Source organism: Mycobacterium sp. RTGN4 (assembly GCF_033804635.1).
GTDB lineage: Bacteria > Actinomycetota > Actinomycetes > Mycobacteriales > Mycobacteriaceae > Mycobacterium.
Genome location: NZ_JAPZLB010000023.1, coordinates 33,973 through 57,621, shown reverse-complemented (window position 1 = coordinate 57,621; position 23,649 = coordinate 33,973). Strand labels below are relative to the sequence as shown.

Annotated in this window: 22 protein-coding genes; 18 read left to right on the top strand and 4 right to left on the bottom strand. The window is 67.8% G+C overall.

What is annotated here, in order from left to right:
• Positions 1-122: 122 nt before the first annotated feature.
• On the top strand, positions 123-1,562 hold the full coding sequence (locus SLQ30_RS31420) for a MinD/ParA family protein (protein WP_319451083.1): 1,440 nt from the start codon (positions 123-125) through the stop codon (positions 1,560-1,562).
• 9 nt (positions 1,563-1,571) lie between these two features.
• On the opposite strand, the gene SLQ30_RS31415 is transcribed toward SLQ30_RS31420, so the two are convergent.
• Positions 1,572-2,663 carry an FHA domain-containing protein gene (locus SLQ30_RS31415; protein WP_319451082.1) on the bottom strand — a complete coding sequence of 364 codons (1,092 nt, stop codon included), beginning with the start codon at positions 2,661-2,663 and terminating at the stop codon, positions 1,572-1,574.
• A 392-nt stretch (positions 2,664-3,055) separates the two neighbouring features.
• Between SLQ30_RS31415 and SLQ30_RS31410 the strand changes: the two genes are divergently transcribed.
• The 4 genes from SLQ30_RS31410 to SLQ30_RS31395 all read left to right on the top strand — a co-directional run bounded on the left by SLQ30_RS31410 (position 3,056) and on the right by SLQ30_RS31395 (position 5,437).
• The gene (locus tag SLQ30_RS31410) at positions 3,056-3,367 is read left to right on the top strand and encodes a WhiB family transcriptional regulator (RefSeq protein ID WP_319451081.1); all 312 of its coding nucleotides are present in this window, start codon (positions 3,056-3,058) and stop codon (positions 3,365-3,367) included.
• A 345-nt stretch (positions 3,368-3,712) separates the two neighbouring features.
• Positions 3,713-4,126 (top strand): EVE domain-containing protein, encoded by a 414-nt coding sequence (locus tag SLQ30_RS31405; RefSeq protein ID WP_319451080.1) that lies wholly within the window; start codon positions 3,713-3,715, stop codon positions 4,124-4,126.
• Between the two features lie 22 nt (positions 4,127-4,148).
• Positions 4,149-5,132, top strand: a complete 984-nt coding sequence (locus tag SLQ30_RS31400; RefSeq protein WP_319451079.1) for a pirin family protein — start codon at positions 4,149-4,151, stop codon at positions 5,130-5,132.
• Entirely contained in the window at positions 5,129-5,437 is a 309-nt protein-coding gene (locus tag SLQ30_RS31395) for a GNAT family N-acetyltransferase (protein WP_319451078.1), read from the top strand. Before SLQ30_RS31400 ends, SLQ30_RS31395 begins: the two co-directional genes overlap by 4 nt.
• An 11-nt stretch (positions 5,438-5,448) precedes the next feature.
• Here the strand turns inward: SLQ30_RS31395 and SLQ30_RS31390 are convergent, their stop codons facing one another.
• Entirely contained in the window at positions 5,449-7,143 is a 1,695-nt protein-coding gene (locus SLQ30_RS31390) for a bifunctional diguanylate cyclase/phosphodiesterase (RefSeq protein ID WP_319451077.1), read from the bottom strand.
• Between the two features lie 153 nt (positions 7,144-7,296).
• On the opposite strand from SLQ30_RS31390, the gene SLQ30_RS31385 reads away from it, so the two are divergent.
• Positions 7,297-8,478: a beta-ketoacyl synthase N-terminal-like domain-containing protein gene (locus tag SLQ30_RS31385; RefSeq protein WP_319451076.1), complete on the top strand. Its 1,182-nt coding sequence runs from the start codon at positions 7,297-7,299 to the stop codon at positions 8,476-8,478.
• Positions 8,479-8,522: 44 nt separating this feature from the next.
• Entirely contained in the window at positions 8,523-9,344 is an 822-nt protein-coding gene (locus tag SLQ30_RS31380; RefSeq protein WP_319451075.1) for an acyl-CoA thioesterase domain-containing protein, read from the top strand.
• A 2-nt stretch (positions 9,345-9,346) separates the two neighbouring features.
• Here SLQ30_RS31380 and SLQ30_RS31375 read toward each other — a convergent pair whose 3' ends face one another.
• Positions 9,347-9,847 (bottom strand): PPOX class F420-dependent oxidoreductase, encoded by a 501-nt coding sequence (locus tag SLQ30_RS31375; protein ID WP_319451074.1) that lies wholly within the window; start codon positions 9,845-9,847, stop codon positions 9,347-9,349.
• 169 nt (positions 9,848-10,016) lie between these two features.
• On the opposite strand from SLQ30_RS31375, the gene SLQ30_RS31370 reads away from it, so the two are divergent.
• The 11 genes from SLQ30_RS31370 (at position 10,017) to SLQ30_RS31320 (ending at position 22,764) form a co-directional block, all read left to right on the top strand.
• On the top strand, positions 10,017-11,486 hold the full coding sequence (locus SLQ30_RS31370; RefSeq protein WP_319451073.1) for a neutral zinc metallopeptidase: 1,470 nt from the start codon (positions 10,017-10,019) through the stop codon (positions 11,484-11,486).
• Position 11,487: 1 nt separating this feature from the next.
• Entirely contained in the window at positions 11,488-13,176 is a 1,689-nt protein-coding gene (locus tag SLQ30_RS31365; protein ID WP_319451072.1) for a serine/threonine-protein kinase PknH/PknJ, read from the top strand.
• Positions 13,177-13,245: 69 nt separating this feature from the next.
• Positions 13,246-13,731 carry a nuclear transport factor 2 family protein gene (locus tag SLQ30_RS31360; RefSeq protein ID WP_319451071.1) on the top strand — a complete coding sequence of 162 codons (486 nt, stop codon included), beginning with the start codon at positions 13,246-13,248 and terminating at the stop codon, positions 13,729-13,731.
• A gap of 29 nt (positions 13,732-13,760) precedes the next feature.
• Positions 13,761-14,987: a hypothetical protein gene (locus tag SLQ30_RS31355; RefSeq protein WP_319451070.1), complete on the top strand. Its 1,227-nt coding sequence runs from the start codon at positions 13,761-13,763 to the stop codon at positions 14,985-14,987.
• 95 nt (positions 14,988-15,082) lie between these two features.
• Complete coding sequence (locus SLQ30_RS31350) at positions 15,083-15,331, top strand: helix-turn-helix transcriptional regulator (RefSeq protein WP_319451069.1); 249 nt, start codon at positions 15,083-15,085, stop codon at positions 15,329-15,331.
• A complete protein-coding gene (locus SLQ30_RS31345) occupies positions 15,328-17,058 on the top strand; it encodes a DNA methyltransferase (RefSeq protein WP_319451068.1) in 1,731 nt (576 codons plus the stop codon). The genes SLQ30_RS31350 and SLQ30_RS31345 overlap by 4 nt, the downstream gene beginning before the upstream one ends.
• Entirely contained in the window at positions 17,055-18,779 is a 1,725-nt protein-coding gene (locus tag SLQ30_RS31340) for a DNA methyltransferase (protein ID WP_319451067.1), read from the top strand. The genes SLQ30_RS31345 and SLQ30_RS31340 overlap by 4 nt, the downstream gene beginning before the upstream one ends.
• The gene (locus tag SLQ30_RS31335) at positions 18,776-19,564 is read left to right on the top strand and encodes a hypothetical protein (RefSeq protein WP_319451066.1); all 789 of its coding nucleotides are present in this window, start codon (positions 18,776-18,778) and stop codon (positions 19,562-19,564) included. Before SLQ30_RS31340 ends, SLQ30_RS31335 begins: the two co-directional genes overlap by 4 nt.
• The gene (locus SLQ30_RS31330) at positions 19,557-20,744 is read left to right on the top strand and encodes an AAA family ATPase (protein WP_319451065.1); all 1,188 of its coding nucleotides are present in this window, start codon (positions 19,557-19,559) and stop codon (positions 20,742-20,744) included. The genes SLQ30_RS31335 and SLQ30_RS31330 overlap by 8 nt, the downstream gene beginning before the upstream one ends.
• Positions 20,666-22,069 carry a hypothetical protein gene (locus SLQ30_RS31325; RefSeq protein ID WP_319451064.1) on the top strand — a complete coding sequence of 468 codons (1,404 nt, stop codon included), beginning with the start codon at positions 20,666-20,668 and terminating at the stop codon, positions 22,067-22,069. The genes SLQ30_RS31330 and SLQ30_RS31325 overlap by 79 nt, the downstream gene beginning before the upstream one ends.
• Positions 22,070-22,365: 296 nt before the next feature.
• Positions 22,366-22,764 (top strand): heme-binding protein, encoded by a 399-nt coding sequence (locus SLQ30_RS31320; RefSeq protein ID WP_319451063.1) that lies wholly within the window; start codon positions 22,366-22,368, stop codon positions 22,762-22,764.
• Here the strand turns inward: SLQ30_RS31320 and SLQ30_RS31315 are convergent.
• The gene (locus SLQ30_RS31315) at positions 22,740-23,624 is read right to left on the bottom strand and encodes a polysaccharide deacetylase family protein (RefSeq protein ID WP_319451062.1); all 885 of its coding nucleotides are present in this window, start codon (positions 23,622-23,624) and stop codon (positions 22,740-22,742) included. The two genes, SLQ30_RS31320 and SLQ30_RS31315, sit on opposite strands and share 25 nt — an antisense overlap.
• Between the last annotated feature and the right edge of the window lie 25 nt (positions 23,625-23,649).

The following is a 23,649-nucleotide window of genomic DNA, read 5'->3' as shown; positions in this document are numbered from 1 at the left end:
TTCTTTCTCAAGACGTCTCGCGTCGGGACCCAGCAGACGTCACCTGACAGCAGCCCTCACCAGGAACGACCCCGGTCTACGACCGGCACCAATCCCAACTACCGATTAGGAGCCCTGGTGCCGTGAGCGACCGCGACGACGCCCTCCGCAGAGACCTCGGCTGGACCGGGCCTGAGGAATCGGATTACGAACCGCCCGTCGAGAAGCCCAAGTTCACACCTGCGGCGCCGCCGGTGCCTTCCCGTCCACCCGTGGATCCGACTCCACCGAGCAAACCGGCGCCACCCAGCGCCCCCGCGCCGTCCGATCCTCCTTCAACACCTGAGCACCCGGCCGGCGCCACCCGCCCCGTGTCGCCGCCGCGGTTCGGCCCACCCCCTGGCACGCCCCGGGACACCGGCCCCGTCGGCGCGCCGGTCCGGCCGGACAACCCGCAACAACAATGGGGTCAGCAACCCCCGTGGCCTGGCCAGCAGCCACCGCCGCGGCCTCCCCGCGCCGCGGCGCCGCCCAACACCGGACAGGCGCAGCCCAACACCGGTCAGCTGCCGTACGGCACCTGGTCGGGCACGTCCTACGGCGCTGATCCACGGATGGCTGCCCCGGCTCCGACGGGCTCTTACGCGGACCGCATCAGGGCCGACGAGCTCGTCCCCTCCCGTCGAGTGCCGCCTACGACTGGTTGGCGCAAGGCGCTATATCGGGCCACGTTCGGCCTGGTCAACGTCGGGCAATCTGCCGACGAGCTGCGCCAGCTCGAGCTCGAGGCCCGCATCAAGGCGGTCCTGCGCGGCCACTACAAGGTCGGCGTCATGGGCAAGGGCGGCGTCGGGAAGACGACAATGTCGGCGAGCATCGGCTCGATATTCGCCGAATTGCGCCAGGAGGACCGGGTCGTCGCGATCGACGCCGACACGTCGTTCGGCAAGCTCGGCAGCCGCGTCGATCCCAAGGCCATGGGGTCGTACTGGGAGCTCGCCTCCGATCAACACCTCGAGACGTTCGCGGACGTGCGAAGCAGGGTCGGCAACAACGCTGCCGGGTTGTTCGTGCTCGCAGGCGAGGCCAGCCCGGCGCGCAGACGCGTGCTCGATCCGGCGATCTACCGGGAGGCGACCTCGCGGCTGGACCGCTACTTCTCCATCTCGATCATCGACTGCAGCTCGACGATGGACTCGCCCGTCACTCAGGAGGTGCTACGCGACCTCGACGCGTTGATCGTCGTCTCGTCGCCGTGGGTCGACGGGGCGGCCACCGCCGGACAGACCATGGACTGGTTGGCCAACCGCGGCTTGACCAGTCTGTTGCGGCGAACGGTGGTGGTGCTCAACGACTCCGACGGCCACGCCGACAAACGCACGCGGGGCATCCTCGCCAACCAGTTCGCCGGGCAGGGTCAGGTCGTCGTCGAGGTTCCCTTCGACGGTCACCTCCGACCGGGTGGGGTCATCGCGGGCACCACTGAGTTGGCACCCGCGACGCGACGCAAGTTCATCGAGATCGCCGCAGCGCTGGCCGAGCACTTCCCGCCCCCCGACGAACACGGCCGCGAACGCCGCTGAGGCGCAACGTTATTCGAGCTGTCCCAGTAGGACTTCGATCAGCTCCGCCGATGGCGCCGACACCGGTTGCTCCATCTCGACCTGGGCGATCGCGTCCTCCGGCACGCCCGCGGCCTGGGCCGTTTCCGCGATGGTCAGGTTGGCGCGACGGCGTGTGGCGTACACGCGCTGACCAAGGGAGGCCGTCGGCGCCGCGGCCGCATGCATGGTGAGCTCGTGGAGTTCGCGGCGAACCGTGCTCAACGCCTTGATGAGCGGCGGGGTCACGCGGCCGATCCGCGCGGCCCTGGCCGCTACCTGCTCGAGTTGACGTAGGTCCGTCAGGATCGCCGTCGCCCGTGGGGTGAAGGCCGGATCGTCGAGGGCCGGCAACGCAGCTATCGTCGCGCCGAGCGTGTGCACCGCTGCTTCGACGGCTTGCGCGATCAACGGCACCTCGTCGGCGACCGCGATCGGCACGCTCGGCTCGGTCGGAGGAGGGGCTTCGGCGCCACCGGTCCTAAGCTGCGCGATCGTGCCCTCTGGCCACTGAAGGACTTCCTCGAGCTTGGCCCGCGTCCGGTCGCGTGGCCAGCTTCGCCCCTTCTCGAAGGCGATGAGCGCGCCGGCGTTGATGATGCCGTCGGCCGCCAAACTCCTTTGAGAGATGTCCAGCTCGCGGCGCCGTGCGGCCGCTGCGGCACCCGCCCGGACCATGCCCGGGTGGAGGGCAACGGTGGCGTCGTCGTCCGGCGCGACGAGCGTGGTGTGCTCCGGGTCGGGCGCGACGCGCGACTCCGTGGGGGCGACGTCGAATTGCACAGTGGGCCCGGCCACCGGATCGCCCAGGCGCACCGTCAGCCCGTCGGTGACCGCTACCGAGTGCGCGCGCGAGCTCCCAAGGAACATTCCGTTCATGCTGGTATCGACGGCCCGCCAGTTGCCGTCGACGAATTCCACGCGTACGTGCACGCGGGAGATCCGGGCATCGTCGATCTTCACCTGGGCGTGCGGGTCGCGACCGATGGTGGCCACGCCAGCCCGCGGCGATACGACATAGGAGAAGCCGTTGGTCCGGACGACCAACGAGCCTGGTTCGAGACTCGGTTCTGGTCTCGTCATCTCCGGTGATGCCTCAAATCGGGTCTCCGTGCGTCGCTGCGGTGAGGTAGCTGCGGTGAAGGTAATCGTAAGCCAAATCCGATGCACTGCTATGGCTTGGGCTCAATTTACCCGAAGCATGTCACGCAAACCGCTGCGGTTCCGCGACCGGGTAACCATCTCATCGCTACGGCTTCGCGCAACGGGTCATCCTGACGTGGAAATGCCGTTGAACTGGGGTTACTGATTGCAACGCGGTTGAATATCGTCGCCTTTAGTGCCAATCGCTATCAACCTTCGGCATCCCGCCACGCTTCCGCTCGACTCAAACTGTTGCGTCGCTACGGTTATTGCTATACATTTCCATCCATCGCGCCGCACCCGACTGCAGCGCTCGGACGAGGGAGTTGGAAATGAACGCAGTAGCACTGGACGGGCTGCCCATCGGCGCATGCACTCGCAACCCCGATCGCTGGACCTCGGCTGCTGACGATGAGGCCAAGACCATCTGCCGGATGTGCCCGCGCCGGTGGGCGTGCGCACGCGAGGCCGTCGAACTGCCCAAGGCCGAAGGGTTGTGGGCCGGCGTCGTCATTCCCGAAGGGGGTCGCGGCCGGGGTCACGCGCTTCGCCAGCTGCGCGACCTCGCCGAGCGCAACGGCTACCAGGTGCGCGCACGCCGGATCTTTCTCGAGCCCGCAGAAGCTCTGCTAGAAGCGTCCTGACGATCGTCGCCCTCGCTGCCGATCAATCGAGGGGGCGGCAGCGGGGGCGATCCCGTCCCGTCGCGCGGCGGTGATGTCGTTGCGACGCTGGATCTTTTGGCCGGAGCAGAGCCCGCCCGGAATACGCGCGGCCACCCCGTCGTTGACGAGGCGACGGTGTCGGATTTTGCCCCGGGTACCACCCCAGAACTGTCGCCTCGAGCGACCACTTGCCGAGAGGCGCAAGCCCGGCACCGTCCCCCGAGCCGCCGACGTTTTGCGTCGGCGGCTCGGTCGTTTTCTCCAGCATTTCGGCCTGTGGATAACTTCTGGCCGCTGTCGGACCGCGCTCCTAGCGTGGGCGCCATGACGTATTGGATAAACACCGTCAGTCGCGGGCACGTGCAACGCGGCGTGGCGGGCGGATTCACACAGGCCAACCATGGCAAGCCCCACATGTTGCGCCGGATGGCGCGCGGCGACTGGATCGTCTTCTACTCACCCAAGACCGACTATCCCGACGGCGCAGCGCTGCAGGCCTTCACCGCAATCGGTCAGGTGGCCGACGACGAGGTGTATCAGGCCGACCTCGACCCGGAGTTTCAGCCGTGGCGACGCAAGGTCGAGTTTCTGCCGACCAGCGAGGCGCCCATTCGTCCGTTGCTCGACGAGCTCGGGTTCATCGAGGACAAGACGCGCTGGGGCTACCCGTTCCACCGCGGTGTGTTCAAGATCGGCGAGCAGGACTTCGAGGTCATCCGCTCGGCGATGACGGGCTGACGCGACGCGCTAGTGTGGTCGGGTGAGCAACGTCGAGGCCGAGCCCGATGAAGTTGCTTGCGGTGCTTCGACATTCACTGGGGTACTGCATCCGCGCGACGTCCCACTGGGCGGCCCGCGAGCCATGCGCGTGCGACGGACACTGCCGCAACGGGAACGGTCGCTCATCGGCGCCTGGTGCTTCGTCGACCACTACGGCCCCCACGACGTCGGCTCGGGTGCGGGCATGGACGTTCCACCTCACCCCCATACCGGCCTGCAGACGGTGAGCTGGCTGTTCCGCGGCGAGGTGGAGCACCAGGACAGCGCCGGAGTGCGGGCGCTGGTCCGCCCCGGCGAGCTCAACCTGATGACGGCCGGCGCGGGCATCTGCCACTCCGAGGTGTCTACACCGGCGACCACCGTGCTCCATGGCGTACAGCTGTGGGTGGCGCTTCCCGACGAGCACCGCGACACTGCGCGCGACTTCACGCACTACGCGCCCCCGGTGCACGAGCACGACGGCGCGCGAATTCGGGTGTTCCTCGGCGACCTCGCGGGCGCGCACTCGCCGGTGCCTAGCTTCACCCCGCTGCTCGGCGCGCAGGTCGACCTGCGGCCCGGCATCACCGTCCGGCTGCCGGTCGCACGCGACTTCGAACACGGGGTGCTGGTGGACACGGGGGCGCTGACCGCAGGCGGTACCCCGCTGGAGGGCGGCGACCTCTGGTACCAATCGCCCGGCAACGACGAGCTGGTGCTCGACAACTCAGATGGCGGTCCCGCCCGGGTACTCGTCCTCGGCGGCCCACCGTTCCCCGAGCCGCTCGTCATGTGGTGGAACTTCGTCGGCCGCAGTCACGCCGACATCGTCGAGTACCGCAGGCGGTGGGAGGCGCACGACGAGCGCTTTGGCTCGGTCGACAGCTACCCCGGCGCCCGGCTGTCCGCCCCAGCGCTACCGAACGTCGAACTGCGGCCCCGTCGCAATCCCCCGTCGCAATCCCCCGATCAAGGAGCCCGATGACCACTACCCCGGCTGACAAGACCGGCGCGTCCACAACGGTGTCCCGGGAGCCCGACCGCTTCACCATCGCCGTCGACGGCAGGCAGGCCGGGTTCGCGGAGTTCACCGACGCGGGCGGACGGCGCACGTTCCCTCACACCGTGGTCGACGAAGCGTTCCAAGGTCGCGGGCTCGCCACGATCCTCGTCGCCGCCGCGTTGCAGGCGACGCGCGCCGACGGACTGCGCATCGTCGCTCCGTGCTCGATGGTCGCGAACTACCTCGACAAGAGCGGCGAATACGACGATCTTGTCGATCCGGTCTAGGCGGATCCGGTCTAGGCGGGTCCACCGTGGGTCGACGTACCGGGCTCCCCTTGCCCGTCGAGGGCATACCTGGCGATGCGGCGGCCACGCGCCTTCGCCACGTACATCGCTCGATCCGCCTGACGCAGTAGCTCCGCTGCATCGAGGAGCTCACCGTCGGCGGGGTCGACTACGCCGATGCTGCCGCCGACGCCCACCGTCAATCCGGCCACGGACATCGGCTCACTCAAGCTGGCGCTGATCCGATCGGCGAGGTCACCAGTCTCCGCGGCGCCCAGCGGTCCGGCGACCAACACCACGAATTCGTCCCCCGCTAGCCGGTAGACGCTGTCGTCCTTGCGAACGGTATCCCGAATACGTTGGGCCGCACGCTGAATCACTTCGTCACCCGCGTCGTGGCCAAGGGAGTCGTTGATGCTCTTGAAGTCGTCGAGGTCGACGAACAGCACCGCACCGAGGGCGCCGTGCTCAAGCAGGCGATCCGCATGCGCGATCAGGTGCACCCGATTGGGCAACCCGGTCAGTGGATCGTGCATGGCCTGATGGGCGAAGTGCTCGGTGGCGTTGCGGACCGCAGTGATGTCGCGGAAGGTGATCAGCACCGCCGAACGGCCACCCTCTTCGGGATTGAGCCTGCGCGAGCTGACCGACAGCCAGCGCCGCTCACCGTTGGGTCCGACGCTATACGCCTCTCCGCTGAACGGGACGCCGGTCGACAAGGTATTCCGTACCGGGCGGTCGACGCCGCAGGGCGGTGCGACCTCCGGGTCGAGCTTCCAGCGCTCCGCAACGGTGCGGTAGTCCGGACCCTCGTCCTCCTCGGTGATTCCGAATACCCGCCGCACCGCGGGGTTGGCGGAGATGAGCAACCCGGTGTGGTCCAGCACCACCACGCCCTCTTCGAGCGATCGGACCACGATCTGGAAATGCTGCTCGGCACGCCGCAACGCCGTCTGGTCCGTGCACAGCAACACGTACCCGCCGTCCATCTCGGCGGCCGAGAGCCGGATCGCGAGAGCGGAGCCGTCCATGCCACGGTGGGTGACGCTGACTCGTCCGCCCGCCGCGATGATCTCAGCCGGATTTAGTTCGGCGCCAACGGCTTCGCTGACCGGCAGGCCCAACGCGTCGGCGGCAGGTCTGCGGTAGATCGTCTCGGCAGCCGGGTTCCAATTGGTCACCACACCGGTCGCGGTCGTGGCGATGATGGCATCGCTGACGTGATCGGCCAGGGCGGCCTGGAAGCGCAGGGCGGCCTGAGCGACCTTCCTCGCCGTGACGTCACGGAAGATCACCTGGTAGGCGGGTTCACCGTTCCACACCGTGAGTACCGACACCGCTTCGACGTCGAGCTCGGTTCCGTCGAAGCGGAGCATCACCGCTTCCGATGCCTCCGAGATGTCGCCCTGATGGCGCAACGCCGATATGCGATCCAGCATGGCGGGGATGGACTCTGGTTTGACGAAGGTCGTGATGGCCTGGCCGACCAGTGCGTCGGGTGAAGGCGCCGCGATCCAGTCCACCCCGGCCTTGTTGACGTAGACGAGCCGACCGTTCTGGTGCACACAGATCGCATCGGGGCTGTGTTCGAGCAACCGTTGGTAGCGGTCTTCGGCGGATTCGCTGCGGGCCCTCGACAACTCGGCCGAGGTGTCGTCGGTGACGCTGACGTCCTCGGCGGCGCGATCTGGGTCCCCCACAGTCACCGTCTCCCCTCGGCTAGCGAACCAAACTAGCACCGAATCGGCGCCCAACATCTCGGTCGGTCCAATCGCCTGACTGGTCAATTGTGCCTGATAGGGGGTTAATCAAGAGAGGTCCAAACGGGCTCCCCCAAACAGAATTTAACGGAGACGTCAATGGTGCTACAGGGTGCGCCCGGCGCGAACATCGTCGGCATCGGCGCGGTGACGGGTTACGGCTGGGGTGCCGATGCCCTGTGGGCCGGACTGCTCAGCGGCAAACCGGCCGCCGATCTCGTTCAGGGCTACGGTCACGGTGGCGAAAGTGCCTGGCTGGCAAGGGTTCCGGCGGGAGGTGAGCAGCGCGACGGCGCCAGCCGATCAGCGCGCGCCATGCGGTCCGCAGCCAGGGAGGCGCTCGGCGACGCCGCCGCGCGCGGCTGGACCCCTGGGCGGCGGGTCGGGCTACTGCACGCCGTGGTGATTCCCGAGGTGGAGGGCTGGCGGCAGTTCTACGTCGCCGAGGGTGGTCACCGCAGCGTCCGCGACTACCTGGCGTTGATGCCGTCCACGCCTGTGTCGATGCTCATGCAGGAGCATGGGTTCCACGGCCCCGCCATGAACGTCTCTGCGATGTGTGCGTCCGGCAACGCCGGGCTGATCACGGCGAAGATGTGGCTCGACACCGGATTCGTCGACGACGTGGTGTTCATCGCCACCGATCTGTCGCTGACACCCGAGAACGTGGAGCACTTCGTCAAACTGGGCGTCGCCGTGGTCGACACCGAGCCACTCGACGCGTGCCGCCCGTTCCAAACCGGCAGCCGGGGGTTCGCCGTTGGCGAGGCGTCGGTCAGCTTCGTGCTGTCGGCGGGCCCGATGGACGGCGTCTACACGACGGTCCTTGGCGGAGCCATGACGCACGACGCCTTCCACGTCACCTCGGTCGACCCGGCCCGCACCCACGTCGACGAATGCGTGCGCGATGCACTCGAGGCGGCCTGCGTCGATCCGTCCGAGGTGCGGTACATCAACGCCCACGGTCCGGGCACCCAGCAATGCGACGCGGCCGAGGCGGGCATTCTCGACGAACTGTTCGACGGCAAGCCCGAGATCTTTTCGGTCAAGCCGTTGGCCGGACACTGCCAGGGCGCGGCAGCCGCCGTCGAGGTCGCGGCGACCGCGCTCGGCTACGAACACGGGGTGATTCCTGCGCCGCCGACCGTCGCACCTGGCCATGCCCGGCTGCTGGACGGCACGACGCCCATGGCCGAAGGGCTGACCCTGAAGACCTCGCTGGGAATGGGCGGGCAGAACTCGGCGATCGTGCTCGCACCTCCCGCCCAGCGGGCCGCGTGAGCCGGTGGCGGTACCGATGACACCCGTCGATATCGTCTGTGCCGATGACCATTCCCCTGCCGACCGCGTACTTCCTTCCCGACGGTGACGCGTTCGTCCCGACCTCGATTGCGCGCGGGCCGTGGGGATCGTCGATCAGTGGCAACCACGTGGGCGGGCTGCTCGGGTACGCGATCGAACGCGATGCGAGCGATCCGGAACTCCAGCCTGCGCGACTGACCGTCGACCTGTTGCGGCCCGCGGCCATGGCGCCGCTCGAGGCCCAAAGCACCGTCGTCCGGCAGGGGCGTCGGCTCAAGCTGGTGCACGCCGAGCTGACCCAATCCGGCGTCGTCGTGGCACGCGCGAGTGCGCTGTTGCTGCGGCGTGGCGAGCAGCCGCCCGGCGAGGTGTGGAGCAGCCCGGTCACCATGCCGCCGCGGCCGCCCGAGCCCGAGGGGCCGCTCGACGCAGTGACGATGATGGTCTGGGCCTACGGAAAGGACGCCGCAGCGGCGGGCCTGAGCTTCGACCTAACCGAGTGGGGGCATGACGGCCCGAAGTACGTGTGGCTCCGGGACCGCAAGCAGTTAATCGACGGTCAGCCCATGTCCGCGTTCACCCGCGCCGCGATGGCCGGCGACGTAGCGAGCTCGCTAACTCATTACGGCACAGCGGGTTTGCACTACATCAACGCGGACTACACCGTCACGCTGAGCCGGCTTCCGGTCGGAGCCGACATCGGCTTGGCCGCGTTGACGCACTCCAGTCACGAAGGGGTGGCTACCGGATCCGCGGCGATGTTCGACAACCAGGGCCCGATCGGAAACGCGACGGCGACCGCACTGGCCAATCCAGGCTTTCAGCCGCCGCGGGCGGCGGGCTAGCGCTAGAGGTATTGCGCGGTCGACCCCGACAGCGGCATGTCGCCTAGTCCTAGCTTGCCGTGATCCCAGCTGCGCAGCCGATTGGGCACCACGCGGACGGCGATCCTGTTGTTCATCATCTGGTCGACGAAGGGTCTCATCTCGTCGGTGTACGGGCCGGTGTACCGCTCCCAGACGCTGATGCCAACGCGCAGAAGCAGATCCGGATCGTCGTCGACGATTTCCGCCGTCCCGTCGATGGAGACGCCGCGCAGCGTGTTGTAGGTCTGCCCGTCCTCGATCATGACGGTGATCGTCGGATCGCGGCGCACGTTGACGGCCTTCTGCGACTTGGCCTTGGTCTCGAACCAGATTTCGCCGTCGAGCACCGCGTACCACATGGCGACCAGGTGAGGTCGTCCGCTGGGCAGCACCGTCGCCATGGTCGCGGTGCGACTGCGCTCGATGAACTCCGTGATCTCGTCGTCGGTCATGACGATCTTGCCGCGCTCGTTCTTTCCCACGGATCGATACTTACAGGTCGAGGGAACGGCGACCGACCCGGGATGCCGTTGCGCGCCGCCGTTTGAGTGCGCCGGGTAACGACGTCGACCAAGGAGTGCGCTCGTCGTCACCGCGGTCGGTATACCCTCAGCGCTGATCCAGGTACCTTCTCGCGAGATTCGTCAGGATATGAACCAACGCGCAACGGCATTGAAGAAGTCGCTGGGGGTCGCTTGCGCGGCTCTGCTCTTTGGCGGGCTCGTTGCCGGTTGCGGCGGCGTCACCCAGGGCCACGCAGTCTCCCCGCTCTACGACCCGTTCCGGGCCGGCGGACTACCCGCGGCGGACGGGCCCAGCGGCGTGCGGGAGGACGCCCCGGCGCCCGTCGGCGACGTCAAGGACACCGACGACGGACCCGTCGACAAACTTGCACTGCTCGCCGTCAACGACGTTGCCGAGTACTGGAGCAAGAACTACCCAGACTCGTTCCACGGCAAGTTCTCGCCCATCGAGAGGCTGCTGTCCTGGGATTCGGAGGACCCGTCGAGTCCGACCGTCTGCGGCACCGAGACCTACCAGGAGCCCAACGCGTTCTTCTGCCCAAGCAAGGACATCATGGCGTGGGACCGCGGCGTGCTGGTCCCGATCGGCAAGCAGTTCTTCGGCGACGTGTCCATCGGCGCCCTGCTCGGTCACGAGTACGGCCACGCCATCCAGAACATGGCCGGCCTCATCGACGACAACACGCCCACCATCGTCGCGGAACAGCAGGCCGACTGCTTCGCAGGGAGCTACACCCGTTGGGTGGCTGAAGGGCAGTCTCCGCGATTCCGACTGAGCACGGGCGACGGGCTGAATCATGTTCTGGCGGCTGCGATTACGCTGCGCGATCCCATCATCACGCCGACCGACACCGACATGCTCGAGCAGGGCCACGGCACCGCACTCGACCGTATCAGCGCATTCCAGATGGGTTTTGCCGGCAGCCCAGGCGACTGCGCCACGATCGACATAGACGAGATCGAGCAACGGCGCGGCGACCTCCCGATGGAAATGTCGCTCGACCAGAGCAGTGGTGACGTGCAGAGCGGCGAGGTGACACTCGACGAGAGCACGCTCACCGACCTGATGGAGGTGCTCGGGCAGATCTTCCAACTCAAGGAGACCCCGACGCTGAAGCTGGGCACCGAGGACTGCTCCGACGCGAAGGCGAGTCCCCCGGCCTCCTACTGCCCGTCCACCAACACCATCTCGGTGGACCTGTCGGCCCTGCAGGACCTCGGCCAGGCCGCCACGGAACGCAACAAGGTGCTCATCCAGGGGGACAACACCGCGCTGTCGGTGCTGACGTCGCGATACGCCCTGGCGGTCCAGCACGAAAAAGGCGACAGCCTCGACTCGCCGACGGCCGCACTGCGCACGGCGTGCCTGACCGGCTTCGCCCAGGCCGCGATGTCCAAGCAGGTCGACGTGCCCAGTGGCCGGGGGCTGACGCTGACCGCCGGCGACCTCGACGAAGCGGTGGCCGGGCTGCTCACCAACGGCCTGGTGGCCAGCAACGTCAACGGCGAAACGGTGCCTGCCGGCTTCACCCGCATCGTCGCCTTCCGCTCCGGCCTTGGCGGCGACCAGGACCTTTGCTACGAACGGTTCAAGTAGCTTGCTGACGGAGGGCGCACAGGTCGCGGGCTATCGGATCATCCGTGAGCTCGGCAAGGGCGGAATGGGCGCCGTGTACCTGGCGGCCAACCCGACGCTGCCGCGTCACGATGCGTTGAAGGTGCTCTCGCAGGAACTGTCCCGCGACCCTGACTTCCGCACCCGCTTCCTGCGGGAGGCGGACGTTGCCGCCGGCCTCGATCACCCGAACATCGTCTCCGTCTACAACCGCGGCCAGAGCGAGGACGGTCAGCTGTGGATCGCCATGCAGTTCGTCGACGGCACGGACGCCGACGCAGCGCAGCGCTCCGGAACGATGTCGCCGTACCGCGCCGTGCACATCATCACCGAGGTCGCCAAGGCCCTCGACCATGCGCACGCACACCAGGTGGTGCACCGCGACATCAAGCCGGCCAACTTCCTGCTGTCGGGGCCCATCGGCCCGAGTGAGCGAGTGTTGTTGGGCGACTTCGGAATTGCCCGCGCGCTTGGCGACATCGGATTGACGGTGACGGGCGCGGTGCTCGCGACGGTGGCCTACGCGGCGCCCGAGGTGTTGGCGGGCGAGCCGTTCGACGGCCGCTCCGACATCTACTCGTTGGGCTGCACGCTCTTCCGATTGCTGACCGGCCGCGCACCCTTCCCAGGCACCAACGGCATGGCGGCCGTGATGATGGCCCACCTGCAGCAGCCCCCGCCGCGCGTCACCGACCTGGTGCCGACGCTGCCTCCGGCCATGGACGCCGTGATCGCGATCGCCATGGCGAAGGACCCGGCCGCGCGCTTCCCGACGGCGAGCGCGCTCGCGGATGCGGCGATCAACGCGTTGCAGAATCCGCACGCCGTGCTCAGAACGCCTGCGGCACCATCATTTCCGGGTCCGCCCGCGGTGCGGCCGCTACCCCCGCGCCGCCGTCGGACTGCGCTCATCGGCGCTATCGCCGCGGTGGCCCTGCTCGTCGTCGGGACCGTCGCGGTCATCGTGTGGCCCAGTGGCGACGACCCATCGGCTGCCAGCGGTTCCGGCCCAGAACTGACCCGTCAAACGACCTCGAGCACGCAAGCCGGCCCGCCTGCCACCGACGTGGCCCCGGCTGCGCTGCGCGGGATTCTGCTCCCGGCATCCGCGGTCGGCGACGACGGTTCCGGCGCTCCCCTGGTGCTCGAACAGGACGGTTCGGAGCTGCTGAACGACACCGCGACCGTCAACGACCCCCAATGCCTTGGCGCGTGGCTTCCCGCGCAACAGCCGGTGTACGCCGACACGTCGATCAGCCAAGCAGTGCCCACCGGCAGTGCCGTTCAGGTGCTGCGTGCGCTCAACAAGAGCTTGTGGCAGGACAGCGTGATTCAGGCGGCCGTGGCCTTTCCTGCCAAGGGTTCGACACCAGCCATGCCGGTGGGGATGGCGCGAACCGTTCAACAGAACGGGTGGGAGGCGTGCGCCGGGCACGACATCGTGGTGACACCACCCGGCGAGACCCCGCAGACGTGGACGTTCGGCCCGACGCGAAACACGTCGGGGGTGGCCACGCTCGAGGCCACCCTCAGCGGCGGTGGCGGCTCCTGCCAGCGTGGAATGCTCATCCGCGGCAACGTGCTGATCGACGTGCGGCAATGCCGCTCAGCGGGCGGCAACGACGTGGCGAAACTGGTTTTGGCCATCGCCAACCGGGTGCCAAATCAGTGACACGGGCTACTCCGTCCTGGCCCTAGGCTAAGAACAACCGCCGTTCTCCTAGTTCCCGGAGGTTTGCCCGTGATCGCGCTAGCGCGTCTCCTCGTCGTCGCCACTGCGGCGGCCCTGCTCGCCGCGTGTTCGAGCGCCGAACAGCAGGCTGCGCCGTCGGCCAGCTCGTCGGACACCTCGGCCGTCGCAGCATCGAGCACCCCACCGCCCGCGGCGCCACCGCCTGCGCCGCCGCCCATGTCCGACAAGGACCAGGTCATCGCGGCCCTGCAAGCGGTCGCCGACGCGTACAACACGAAGAACTGGGACGCGTACCTGGAAATGCAGTGCCCGGCCATGCGGGCCAAGTTCGTCGGGCCGGTCCTGGAGATGCTGAAGCAGACCCGCGACAAGCAGGGGCTGAGCACGTTCAAGGCCATCGACGTGACGATCAACGGCGACTCCGCGAAGCTCAAGGTTCAAGCCTCGAATGAGTCGCTTGGCACCCAGGAGATCACGATGCCGATGGAGCGCAGCGACGGTTGGAAGCTGTGCGCCCCGAACGGTGCCTCCTGAACGTGCGCGCTTGCGCGTTCGTCGCAGCGATGACCTTGCCCATGGTCGTTGCGGTGACGGTGCTCGCCGGATGTGGCGGCGCCCCGGTCCAGGGCAAGGCGGTCCCGGAAGGCAAGGACGCCGCTGCGGCCCGAGTCGACGTGGGCAAGCTCGACACCGGCAAGTACCCCATCGCGCCGCTGGCCCCGCTCGGCGTCGCCGGCAGCCCAGACGCGGGGCGCCGGCTCGAGGCCCAGCTGATGGCGCCCTACGTGCTCGGCCCGTGGCAGGTCGACGACACTCTGACCGAAGGCAGCGCTCCAGCGGGTTCTATTGTCTTGAGCAAGGACGACTTTGCGTTCAATCTCCGGGCGAGAGTCGCCGCGGGTTTGTACGGGCAGCCCTTCGTCGTCGGCTTCGTCGCCGACCGGCACAACGCCGACTCGTCGGCCCCGATGTCACTGCGCAATGGGGTGCTGCGGTTCGCCGACGACAGAGCCGCGGCCGACGCCGTCACGTCGATGACCGCCTCGACGATGACGCTGCCAGTCGACGCGAGCGTCCATCCGGTGCTCATCGAGCCGCCCGTCGCCATCCCGGTGCCCGGCCATCCGGCGTCGTCGGGGTCGCTACAGAAGTACAACGACGACGACACCATCAAGCAGGAGGTGACGGCACTCACCGCCCACGGACCCTTCGTGGTGTTCGACGTGGCGCAGCACCCGAATGGCCCCGACGCAGCGGCTGCGCTTGCGGCCCGCGCGATCGACCTCCAGCTTCCGCTGCTCGACGGCTTCCAGCCGAGTAACCCCACCTTCTTCCCTGAGCTGCCGCTCGACCCCACCGGCTTGGTGGCCCGCACGCTTCCGACAGCGCCCGACGAAGCGACCCCCATGTCCGGTTCGGCCTACCCGCCCGCGGGCGCGCTGCACGCCGAGGCCAACCCCGTCCTGGTGGGTCCACAGCTGGCCGCGGCAGGCGTCGACGAGGTATCGATCGGGGCATCCACGCTCTACCGGGCCAAGGACGCAGCGGCGGCGATCGCGCTGGCGAAGGACTTCGAGGACGCGGCCACCAAGCAGCCGTCGACTCAGTCAGCAGCGGGCGTGCCAGGGCTGCCCGACAGTCGTTGCCTGTTGGTGGCCGACGCCAACGGACTCGTCCCGAAGTACCTGTGCCTGGCCTCCCGCGACCAGTACGTGTTCAAGACCTCCGCGCGAGACTTCACGCGCGCTCAGCAGCAGCTTGCCGCGCAGTACCGCATGCTCGGGGGCTAGTTGCGTCGCCGCGGGCACGACCTTGACGCAGATCTCGACGGGCGCCGTTGCGTGTCTGGCGATTTTTGTCGGTGCCAGCTCATAGCCTCGGAGCTGTGTTGACTGAGCCGGCCGCCGAACGGCGTGGGTGCCATGCGGATCGCCGCGAGATCGCGGACATGGTGCGCAGCGCGCGCGAGTCCTGCGGGCTGACGCAGCACGAACTCGCCATTCGGATGGGCTCGACGCAGTCCACCGTCGCCCGCTGGGAAACCGGGTCGCATCAACTGACGCTGGCCACCCTCGACCGCATCGCGAACGCACTCGGCGTCGCGTTGCAAGTGCAATTCGGGCCACGCCGATGAAGCGGGTCGCGGAGCCCTACCGCAGCGAGGTCGTCGGGGGTAAAGGCTCGGTGTTCTACCGGGCGCACAGTTACCACACCAAGGTTCCACCCGAGGGCATCGTGCGCATGATCGAGCACTACACCGATCCCGGCGCCGTCGTCGTGGATCCCTTCTGTGGCTCCGGCATGACTGGCGTCGCGTGCCTGCAATCCGGACGGTCCGGCCTGCTGTCCGACCTGTCGCCCGCCGCCGTGCACATCGCGTCCGGGTATGCGGCCGCCCCGCATGCCCCCGACTTCGACGCGGGCGCCGCCGCACTGCTCGAGGAGCTTGCCCCATTGGAGCAGGAGCTCTACGGGACGCGCTGCGTCCACTGCAGGAAGTCGGCGCGCATCGAGTACACGGTGTGGTCCGACACGCTCGACTGCCCGTCATGCAGGCACCGAATCCGCTTCTGGGACGCGGCCAAACAACCCGACGGAACCCTGTCGAAGACGCTGCGCTGCCCGCATTGCGCGAGCACCTTCCGCAAGGGCGAGGCCAAGCTGGCCGCCCAGGTGCCCGTGCTGGTGTCCGTGTCGTGCCCGCACTGCCGCCGCCGCGACCAGCGCCCGCCCACCAAGCGCGAACAGGCCGCGGCGCTGCGCTCGCGGCGCTCCGACATCACCGACTGGTATCCCACCGCGCCGTTCGAGCCGTGGCGCGAGATGTGGCGCGGCCAACATCGCACGCTCGGAATCCACACGGCTGCAGACTTCTTCACCGACCGCAACCTCTGTGCGCTGGCGGCGGTGTGGCGCGCAGCCAATCAGTCCACGCAGGCCGCGATGCTGCGGTTCGCGGTGACCGCCGTCGTCAACCGGGCTTCCCGCCGCTACCAGTGGAATCCCAAGCGCCCCACCAACGTGTTGTCGGGCACGCTCTACGTCGCGTCGCTGACCTACGAGTTCAACGTGTTCTCACTACTGCGCCGCAAGCTCGCCGCCGTCGGGCAACTCGTCCGTGCGTTGTCCGACGCCCCTGGCACGTGTCGAGTCGTTCCGGCGTCGGCCACCGGCCTGCACCACATCGATTCTGGCAGCGTCGATTACGTATTCACCGATCCGCCGTTCGGGGCCAACATCTACTACTCGGACGCGTCGTTCCTCTGGGAGTCCTGGCTGGACGACTTCACGCCCACCGCCGACGAGGCGGTCGTGTCGACGTCGCTACCCGTCGAACACGGCGCCAAGACCCTTCAGGACTACGAAAAGCTGATGTCGGCAAGCTTTTCCGAGGTGGCGCGGGTGCTCAAGCCGCAGGCGTGGGCCAGCGTCATGTTCCACAACAGCGACGACGCCGTCTGGAGTGCGCTGGAGCGGTCGCTGGAAAGTGCCGACCTGCGGCTCGAGTCAGCGATTGCGTTCGACAAGACGCAGCCGAGTTTCAAAGGAATCAAACAGATTACCGATCAGGAGCGGGTGTCGAGCTTCGATCTGGTGCTTCACCTGCGGTCCACGCGCATTCGGCGGAAGGCGGCCGCGCGCGCCGATGCGTTCCCGCGCGAGAGGCTCGTCGCGGCCATCGGGGCGCACCTGGAGTCGGCGACCCCGCGGCGGCGCACCACTCCGTACGTCCATTCGTTCGTCATGCGTACGCTGCTCGAGGCCGGTTGCCCGCTGGCGGGATACTCCTACCGCGACGTCGAATCCCTACTCGCCGAACACTTCCTGGCCGTCGGTGGCGCGTGGACGAACAAGCCGTGACGCCCACCCTCCGCGCCATCCCGGCTACCACGTCGGCGTCCAAGGGCAGCAGTGCCTACCAGGTGCACACCTACCCGACCAAGGTCCCACCCGCCGCGATCGAACCGTTCATCCTGGCCAGTACGGAGGCCGACGGGCTGGTGCTCGATCCGTTCTGCGGGTCCGGCATGACGGGCCTGGCGGCGCTCAACGTCGGGCGGCGTACCATCCTGTCCGACCTCGGCCCTGGCGCAGTTCACCTCGCCCACAACTACACTCACCCCGTCGCACCGGACGCGCTCGTCGACGCGCTCCGCAAGCTCGCAACGGCAACTGGCACGTTCGAACAGCGGCTCTACCGCTCGGCCTGCCCCACGTGCGAACGTCCAAGCACGCTGCGCCACCTGGTCTGGACCGATGTCCACACCTGCGCGAGCTGTGCCGCCCCCATCCGGATATGGGACCAGAAGAGCGAATCCGGTCACACCGCACGCACACTCACGTGTCACACGTGCGGGCACACGCAATCGCGCTCCGGGATCAGCGGTGTCGCAAGCGAGCCGGCCGAGAAGGCCGTCGCCTGCGCCGCGTGCGGGAAGCTGCAGCGGGGCCCCGTCGACGCGGCGGATCTCGTGCTGCTCGCGGCCATCGCCAAGCGGAAGGTGACACGCTGGCTGCCGTCGGTGCCCCTTGGACCGGATCGCGAAATGCACCGTCGCTCCGCACTTCAGCTGCGGGATGTCACCGACGTGGCCGACTTCTGGAACCACCGCAGCAAGCTCGCGCTCAGCGAGCTGTGGCACCTCATCGCCCAGCTTCCCGACGAGCGCGTCCGCGCAGCGCTTTCCTTCGCGTTCACCAACACCGCATGGCACGCCACCCGGATGCGGCGCTACAACGCGTACGGCGGGCAGCGTCCACTGACCGGCACGCTCTACATTCCCCAGCTCGTCGCCGAGGGCAACGTGCTCGAGATCTTCCGCCACCAGGTCGCCCAGGTCGCCCGGTTCTATGCCACCCACCCCGCCGCCGACCGCACCGACGTGCCCGCGTTCGTGCGGCGCTCGTCGGCCACCGACCTGTCGTGGTTGCCCAGTTCGAGCGTCGACTACGTCTTCACCGATCCGCCGTTCGGCGCCAACCTCTTCTACGGCGACTGCAACGTCGTGTGGGAGTCGTGGCTCGGCGACGTCACCGACACCAGCGCGGAGATCGTCGTCAACCGCTCCCTGCCCCCCGCCGCGGGCGGCAAGACACTCGACGACTACGAGAAGCTCCTTGCCCAGGCGTTCAACGAGATTCGACGGGTACTGCGCCCCGGCGCGCGGGCCAGCGTGGTCTTCCACAACGCCGACGACAAGGTGTGGTCGGCGCTGCTGGCCGCCACCGACCACGCCGGACTGATCCAGACCGACGTCAGCCTGCTCGACAAGGTGCAGCGCTCCATGAAGGGCTACCGGGGCCGCAGCGGCGCCGAGTTGGTGCCGTTCTACGACCTGGTGATCACGTTCACCGCAGGCTCGCGCGCGCCGAACCCCCGACGCACCGGCGCACTCGACGTCGCGATGGACGCCGTGAAGGCGCATCTGCGTGCGCTCGGCGACGACCCCACCGATTCATCGCAGCGCAGCCTCGAGTACCTCTACTCACTGTCGGTCGGCGCAGTCATCGCCTCCGGCCGTCAGCCCACCGGATTGTCCTTCCGGGCGTTCGAGCAGCGGCTCCGGGAGATGGCACCGTGACCGCGGTAGACGACGTCGTCGCGGCGTTCGACGCGGCCGGATGGACGGCGCTCAAACAACAGAGCGTGCACGGCGGACGCAGTGTGAACCCCACCCGCGTCGACCTCGCCCGCGGCAGGCAGTATCTGCAGCTGCTCGTCTATGCGTGGAAGATCACCGGCGAGGGCAAGGGCCGCGTCGGCACCAACTACCGCATCCAGACAACCCGTAGCCACGACGGCGATCTGATGTCCGAATCATCTCGCCTCACTCTGGGTTTCGGCATCGACGAGGAACGCGGCGTGCTGGCCGTGTTCGACGGGTGGACCAAACGCGCGACGGGCGGTTCGTCGAGCGTCCACATCAAGCGCGAAACCCTCGAGGGCGCGGTCGAGGCAGGCTTCGCCGAGCAGTCGCCCCTGTGGGACAGCCGGGCCGCGGTCCGGCTTCCGTCGGTCGAGCCGCTACTGCCGTGGATCGCCCGTCAAAGAGACCGCCGGCGTACGGCGGTGCACGCGAAGGAACTCGTCATCGACGCGAAGGGCGCGCGGATCACGTGCGATCTCTGGGACGCCGCGCCCGCGGCGTGGTTGCGGCCGAAGGACCAATTGATGGTCACCGATCCGACGGGCGTCCAGTTCGTGGACCCGTCGCTATGGGAGGTCGACGACGTCACGCTTACGGTGACCACACCGGGCCGCAACGCGCGCCGTACCGTGACGTTCGACTGCCACCGATACGGGCGGGTACACGCCGCCGCCGCCAAGCCTTTGCTCCACGAACTGACGGGGAGAGCTCGTGGTTGACCTGAAGCCGTACACGCACCCGCGCGGTGTTTCGCTGCTCTACTTCGACGAGAACTACGCGGCCGCAGAGTCGGTGGCCGCGCTGAATCTGGAATCGGCTGACGTGCAACGAATTACCGCGCGAGTCAGGGACCTCGCCGCCGCACGACATCTGGTGTTCCCCGAATCCGAGACGCTGCTCGAGCGGTGTGTCATCGCGCTCCTTGGCGGCCACGTCATCCTCCAGGGGCCTCCCGGCACCGGCAAGACGACGCTCGCCTATGCGCTGGCCGAGGCCTTCGACGCGACCACGCGACTCGAGACGGCGACCGCGGACTGGAGCACCTACGACGTCATCGGCGGCCTCCACCCAACCTCCAAGGGCGGCATCGAGACCCTCGAGCCGTGGCTCGGACACGTACCGCGGGCGGCCCTGGAGTGCGCCAGCGTCGTGGCGCGGCACGAGGACGCCGAGGAGCACGAGCCCAACCAGGCGCACTGGCTGATCATTGACGAGTTCAATCGCGCGGAGATCGACAAGGCCATCGGCCCGCTGTACACCGTGTTGGGTGGGGGCAGCGCCGACAACCGGCTTCCACTCTGGTTCGGCGACGAGAACGGCAGCGGCACTTCGGTGTGGATCCCCAAGCGGTTCCGGATCATCGCCACAATGAACACCGTGGACGCGAACTACGTCTACACGCTGTCTCAAGGCCTGAGTCGGCGCTTCCAGTTCATCCACGTCGGCGTGCCCGACCCCCCGCGACTCGATGACGAACTGCGCCAAGCCAGGCACACGGCCGCCGAGTGGTACGCGGCGACGTATGGAGCGGCGGATTTCGACGCGGATGGCTTCATCGACAGCGCCGCGGTAGCCCTCGCGACAGACGTATTGCGAGACATGCTGACGTCGCTGCGCTACGACGACGAGGCGACCGGTCGCGCTGGCTGGCCGTTGGGTACCGCGCAGCTCGTCGACGTGTACCGGCAGCTCGTGTTGCGGTTGCCCGGTAGCGAGCGGTCCGACGAATCCGTCTTGCGTGCAACCGATCTCGCGCTTGCCGACCGAATCATCCCGCAGGCCGGAAATCTGAGCAGTGCTCAACTCTCGGCGATCGAGGCGTGGCTGACGACGGCGGGTCTTCCGACGGCCACGCTCGCGCTGCGGCAGCTGCGGTCGGCTTCGGCTACCGGGTACTGATGTCCGACGACGACGTCGTTGTCGGCGGTCAGTTCACCGCGGGCGGCCGGCGCAGCGCGATCGACGCGGCTTTGCCGCTGCTGGTCACGTACTTCGCGGGCGCGCAAACGTGGAACCTCGAGGTCAGTCCCCAGTTGGGCACCGGCGCCGAAGACGCGGAGCTGGCCGAGTTCGCCGCGGCGACGCGCCTTAGGGCGTCGTTGGCGGCCGCCGGTCGGTTGGTGGATGTCGTCGGCAGGATCATCGCCCGTCCGACCTTCCGTTACACCCATGTCGCCTCGGAATCCGTTGGCACCATTCAAGGTCGGCTCGATCTGGCCCGCTACAGCCGGCAACGAGGTCGCGTCGACGTGCCGCGGCGCTATCCCATTCGGCTCGTCGAGCGTGCCACCGCCACACCGGAGAACATCCTGGTGACCTACGCGGTCATCTGGATGAAGCGCGACCTCGAGCGGACGCCGTCGCGGCTGCTGCCCGTCGGATCGCCCGAGTTCCGGGAGCTTCGTCGACTGGTCGACGTGCTGGCGCGATTGCAGGCCGTCCCGTTGCTTGCCCGCACGGTGCCACAGGCCACGGAGGTGTGGCACCGCTCGACCGTCGATGCCTTGCTGGACCGGGTGACGCAGCGGTTGGCGGCCGGTCACATCGCCCACGCCAGGCCGTACCAGGAGTTGGCCGACTGGATGAGCACCTGCCTCGCGGGTGATCCCATTGCCGCTCCGGGCGAACGAGATTGGAGCTTCTACGACGAGCGCTTCGACACCAAGCTGTTCGAGATCTGGTGTTTGACGAAGCTCGCGGCAGCCATCGCGCGGCACCTCGGCGAGCCCACTGGCAGGCCCACCAGCCTGGCCACCCGGGCGCATGCCCCGATCTATCAGTGGACGGTCGGGGAGCACGTGATCCGGCTGCACTTCCAACCGCCGCTGCACACACTGACACCTGGCGGCGTGCACTGGCGATACGAGCCGGGCGGCGGACCGCTGATGGGGTTCCCCGACCTGGCCGTCATCGCCGACGGTCCGGACGGAAGAAGCATCGCCATGTTCGACCCGAAGCTGCGCAGGCGCTCGACCGCGCCCACCGAGGAGATCTACAAGCTGCTCGGCTACTTCGCGAACCTGCAACACGACCAACCGCCGCGGGGCGCGATCCTCTACTACGGCCCTGGCGCACCCGCGTCGTACGCACTGCGAACGGCCGGGCGCGGCGACATTCGTGCGCTGGCCGTCGACCCTGAGGCCACCGACGATGAGTTGTTCGACATCGCCGCGCGCATCGCCGTGCCGACGAGCGCGTTCAGTACCGCGCTCCCGCTCATCTAATTGTCCCGCTGGCCCTATTTAAGCCGCCGATCTTGATTGTCGTTTACAACGTTTCGATCACGATGCACATCACGATCAATTAAGAAGGCGCGTGAATTCTTGAGAGCATTGGCGTTTGGACGGGTTATTCGACTGAATTTGAGAGCAGGATCACCCGTCGAACCTGTAACGCCCTGAACTCGGGGTTCGCGCAGCGTGACGTCGCTCGACCGGCCATTCCCGTGGCCGCTACCGTGGAATTCGGGTCGGGTAAATCATCGACGAATCGCGGTATCCGCGACGGAGGAAACAATCACATGAAGTTCACTGGAACAAACGCGCGCCGGAGCATTGTCGGCGTCACCGCTACCTGCCTGCTCGGCGGCCTCGGCGCGGCGACGGCGCTGGCCCCTACGGCCTCGGCGGCGACCGACTGCAGTGCCGGCGCCGTGGCCAACACCGTCAGCACGGTGACCGGCTCGGCCCGCGACTACCTGGGTGCACACCCTGGCGCCAATGATGTCGTGACGGCCGCCTACCACCAGCCTCGCTCGCAAGCGGCGGCCAACATCCGCGGCTACTTCACCACCAATCCGCAGGAGTACTACGAGCTGCGGAACATCCTGGCTCCGATCGGCGATACCCAGCGCACGTGCAACGTGACTGTGCTGCCGCCGGACCTGGCCTCGGCTTACTCCGCATTCATGGCTGGCTGAACCGTCAAGTAGTGCGCGGCGATGTCGTCCGTCGTCGTCAGCCACGCGTCGGGCTGCGCCCCAAGGTAACTCAAGGCCTGCTCGAGGTACTTGTGCCGAAACGCTTGGCCGATCACGAAGGGATGTAAGGCCAGGGCCATGACCCGGCCACCTGTCGTCGAGTCGGCGCGCAGTTGCTCGAACTGGTCGATGACGATCTGGACGAAGTCCGGGCCCGTCAGGCCCTTCGCGAACAACAGCAGATCGTTCAGTTCGACGGAGTAGGGCACGCTCAGCATGCCGGGGATGGTCAGCGGATAGGGCTGATCGTCATTCGTCCAATCGAGCACGTACTGGAAGCCCAACTCCGACAGCAACTGCGGCGTGTGGTGCGTCTCGGTCAGACCTGGTCCCATCCACCCCAGTGGGCGCCGACCCGTCGCTGCAGCGATGTCCTCGGCGATCCCCGCGAGCACCCTGCGTTCCTCGTCGAGGCCAAGGTCGGTGTGCAGAATCGAATTGGTCAGCCCGTGCGCCAGCCACGTCCATCCTCTGGCCAGGCCGGCCGACACGATTTGCGGGTAGGCGTCGATGGCTGCCGAGTTCAACAGCACGCTGGGTCGAATGCCGTGCTTGTCGAGTGCGTCGATGGTCCGCCAGATGCCAACCCGTGCGCCGTAGTCCCGCCACCCGTAGTTCAGCGCATCCGGTCGTAGCGCTGCGGTACCGGGCCAAATGCTGGTGGACGGCTCGTCCAGCACGAAGTGTTCGACGTTGAGGCCGACGTAGACCGCGACTTTGGCTCCGCCAGGCCAGTGCAATGGGGGCCGCTCGGTGATCGGGCGGTAGTCGAAGGGCGGCCGATTGGGTGCATCCGTCATGTCCCGCACCGTAAGAGGTGACACC

Coding starts and splice junctions, on each gene's coding strand:
- SLQ30_RS31415 (WP_319451082.1), bottom strand. CDS start 2,663: ATGACGAGACCAGAACCGAGTCTCGAACCAGGCTCGTTGGTCGTCCGG.
- SLQ30_RS31370 (WP_319451073.1), top strand. CDS start 10,017: ATGAACCAACGCGCAACGGCATTGAAGAAGTCGCTGGGGGTCGCTTGC.
- SLQ30_RS31405 (WP_319451080.1), top strand. CDS start 3,713: ATGACGTATTGGATAAACACCGTCAGTCGCGGGCACGTGCAACGCGGC.
- SLQ30_RS31320 (WP_319451063.1), top strand. CDS start 22,366: ATGAAGTTCACTGGAACAAACGCGCGCCGGAGCATTGTCGGCGTCACC.
- SLQ30_RS31385 (WP_319451076.1), top strand. CDS start 7,297: ATGGTGCTACAGGGTGCGCCCGGCGCGAACATCGTCGGCATCGGCGCG.
- SLQ30_RS31345 (WP_319451068.1), top strand. CDS start 15,328: ATGAAGCGGGTCGCGGAGCCCTACCGCAGCGAGGTCGTCGGGGGTAAA.
- SLQ30_RS31410 (WP_319451081.1), top strand. CDS start 3,056: ATGAACGCAGTAGCACTGGACGGGCTGCCCATCGGCGCATGCACTCGC.
- SLQ30_RS31355 (WP_319451070.1), top strand. CDS start 13,761: ATGACCTTGCCCATGGTCGTTGCGGTGACGGTGCTCGCCGGATGTGGC.
- SLQ30_RS31315 (WP_319451062.1), bottom strand. CDS start 23,624: ATGACGGATGCACCCAATCGGCCGCCCTTCGACTACCGCCCGATCACC.
- SLQ30_RS31380 (WP_319451075.1), top strand. CDS start 8,523: ATGACCATTCCCCTGCCGACCGCGTACTTCCTTCCCGACGGTGACGCG.
- SLQ30_RS31395 (WP_319451078.1), top strand. CDS start 5,129: ATGACCACTACCCCGGCTGACAAGACCGGCGCGTCCACAACGGTGTCC.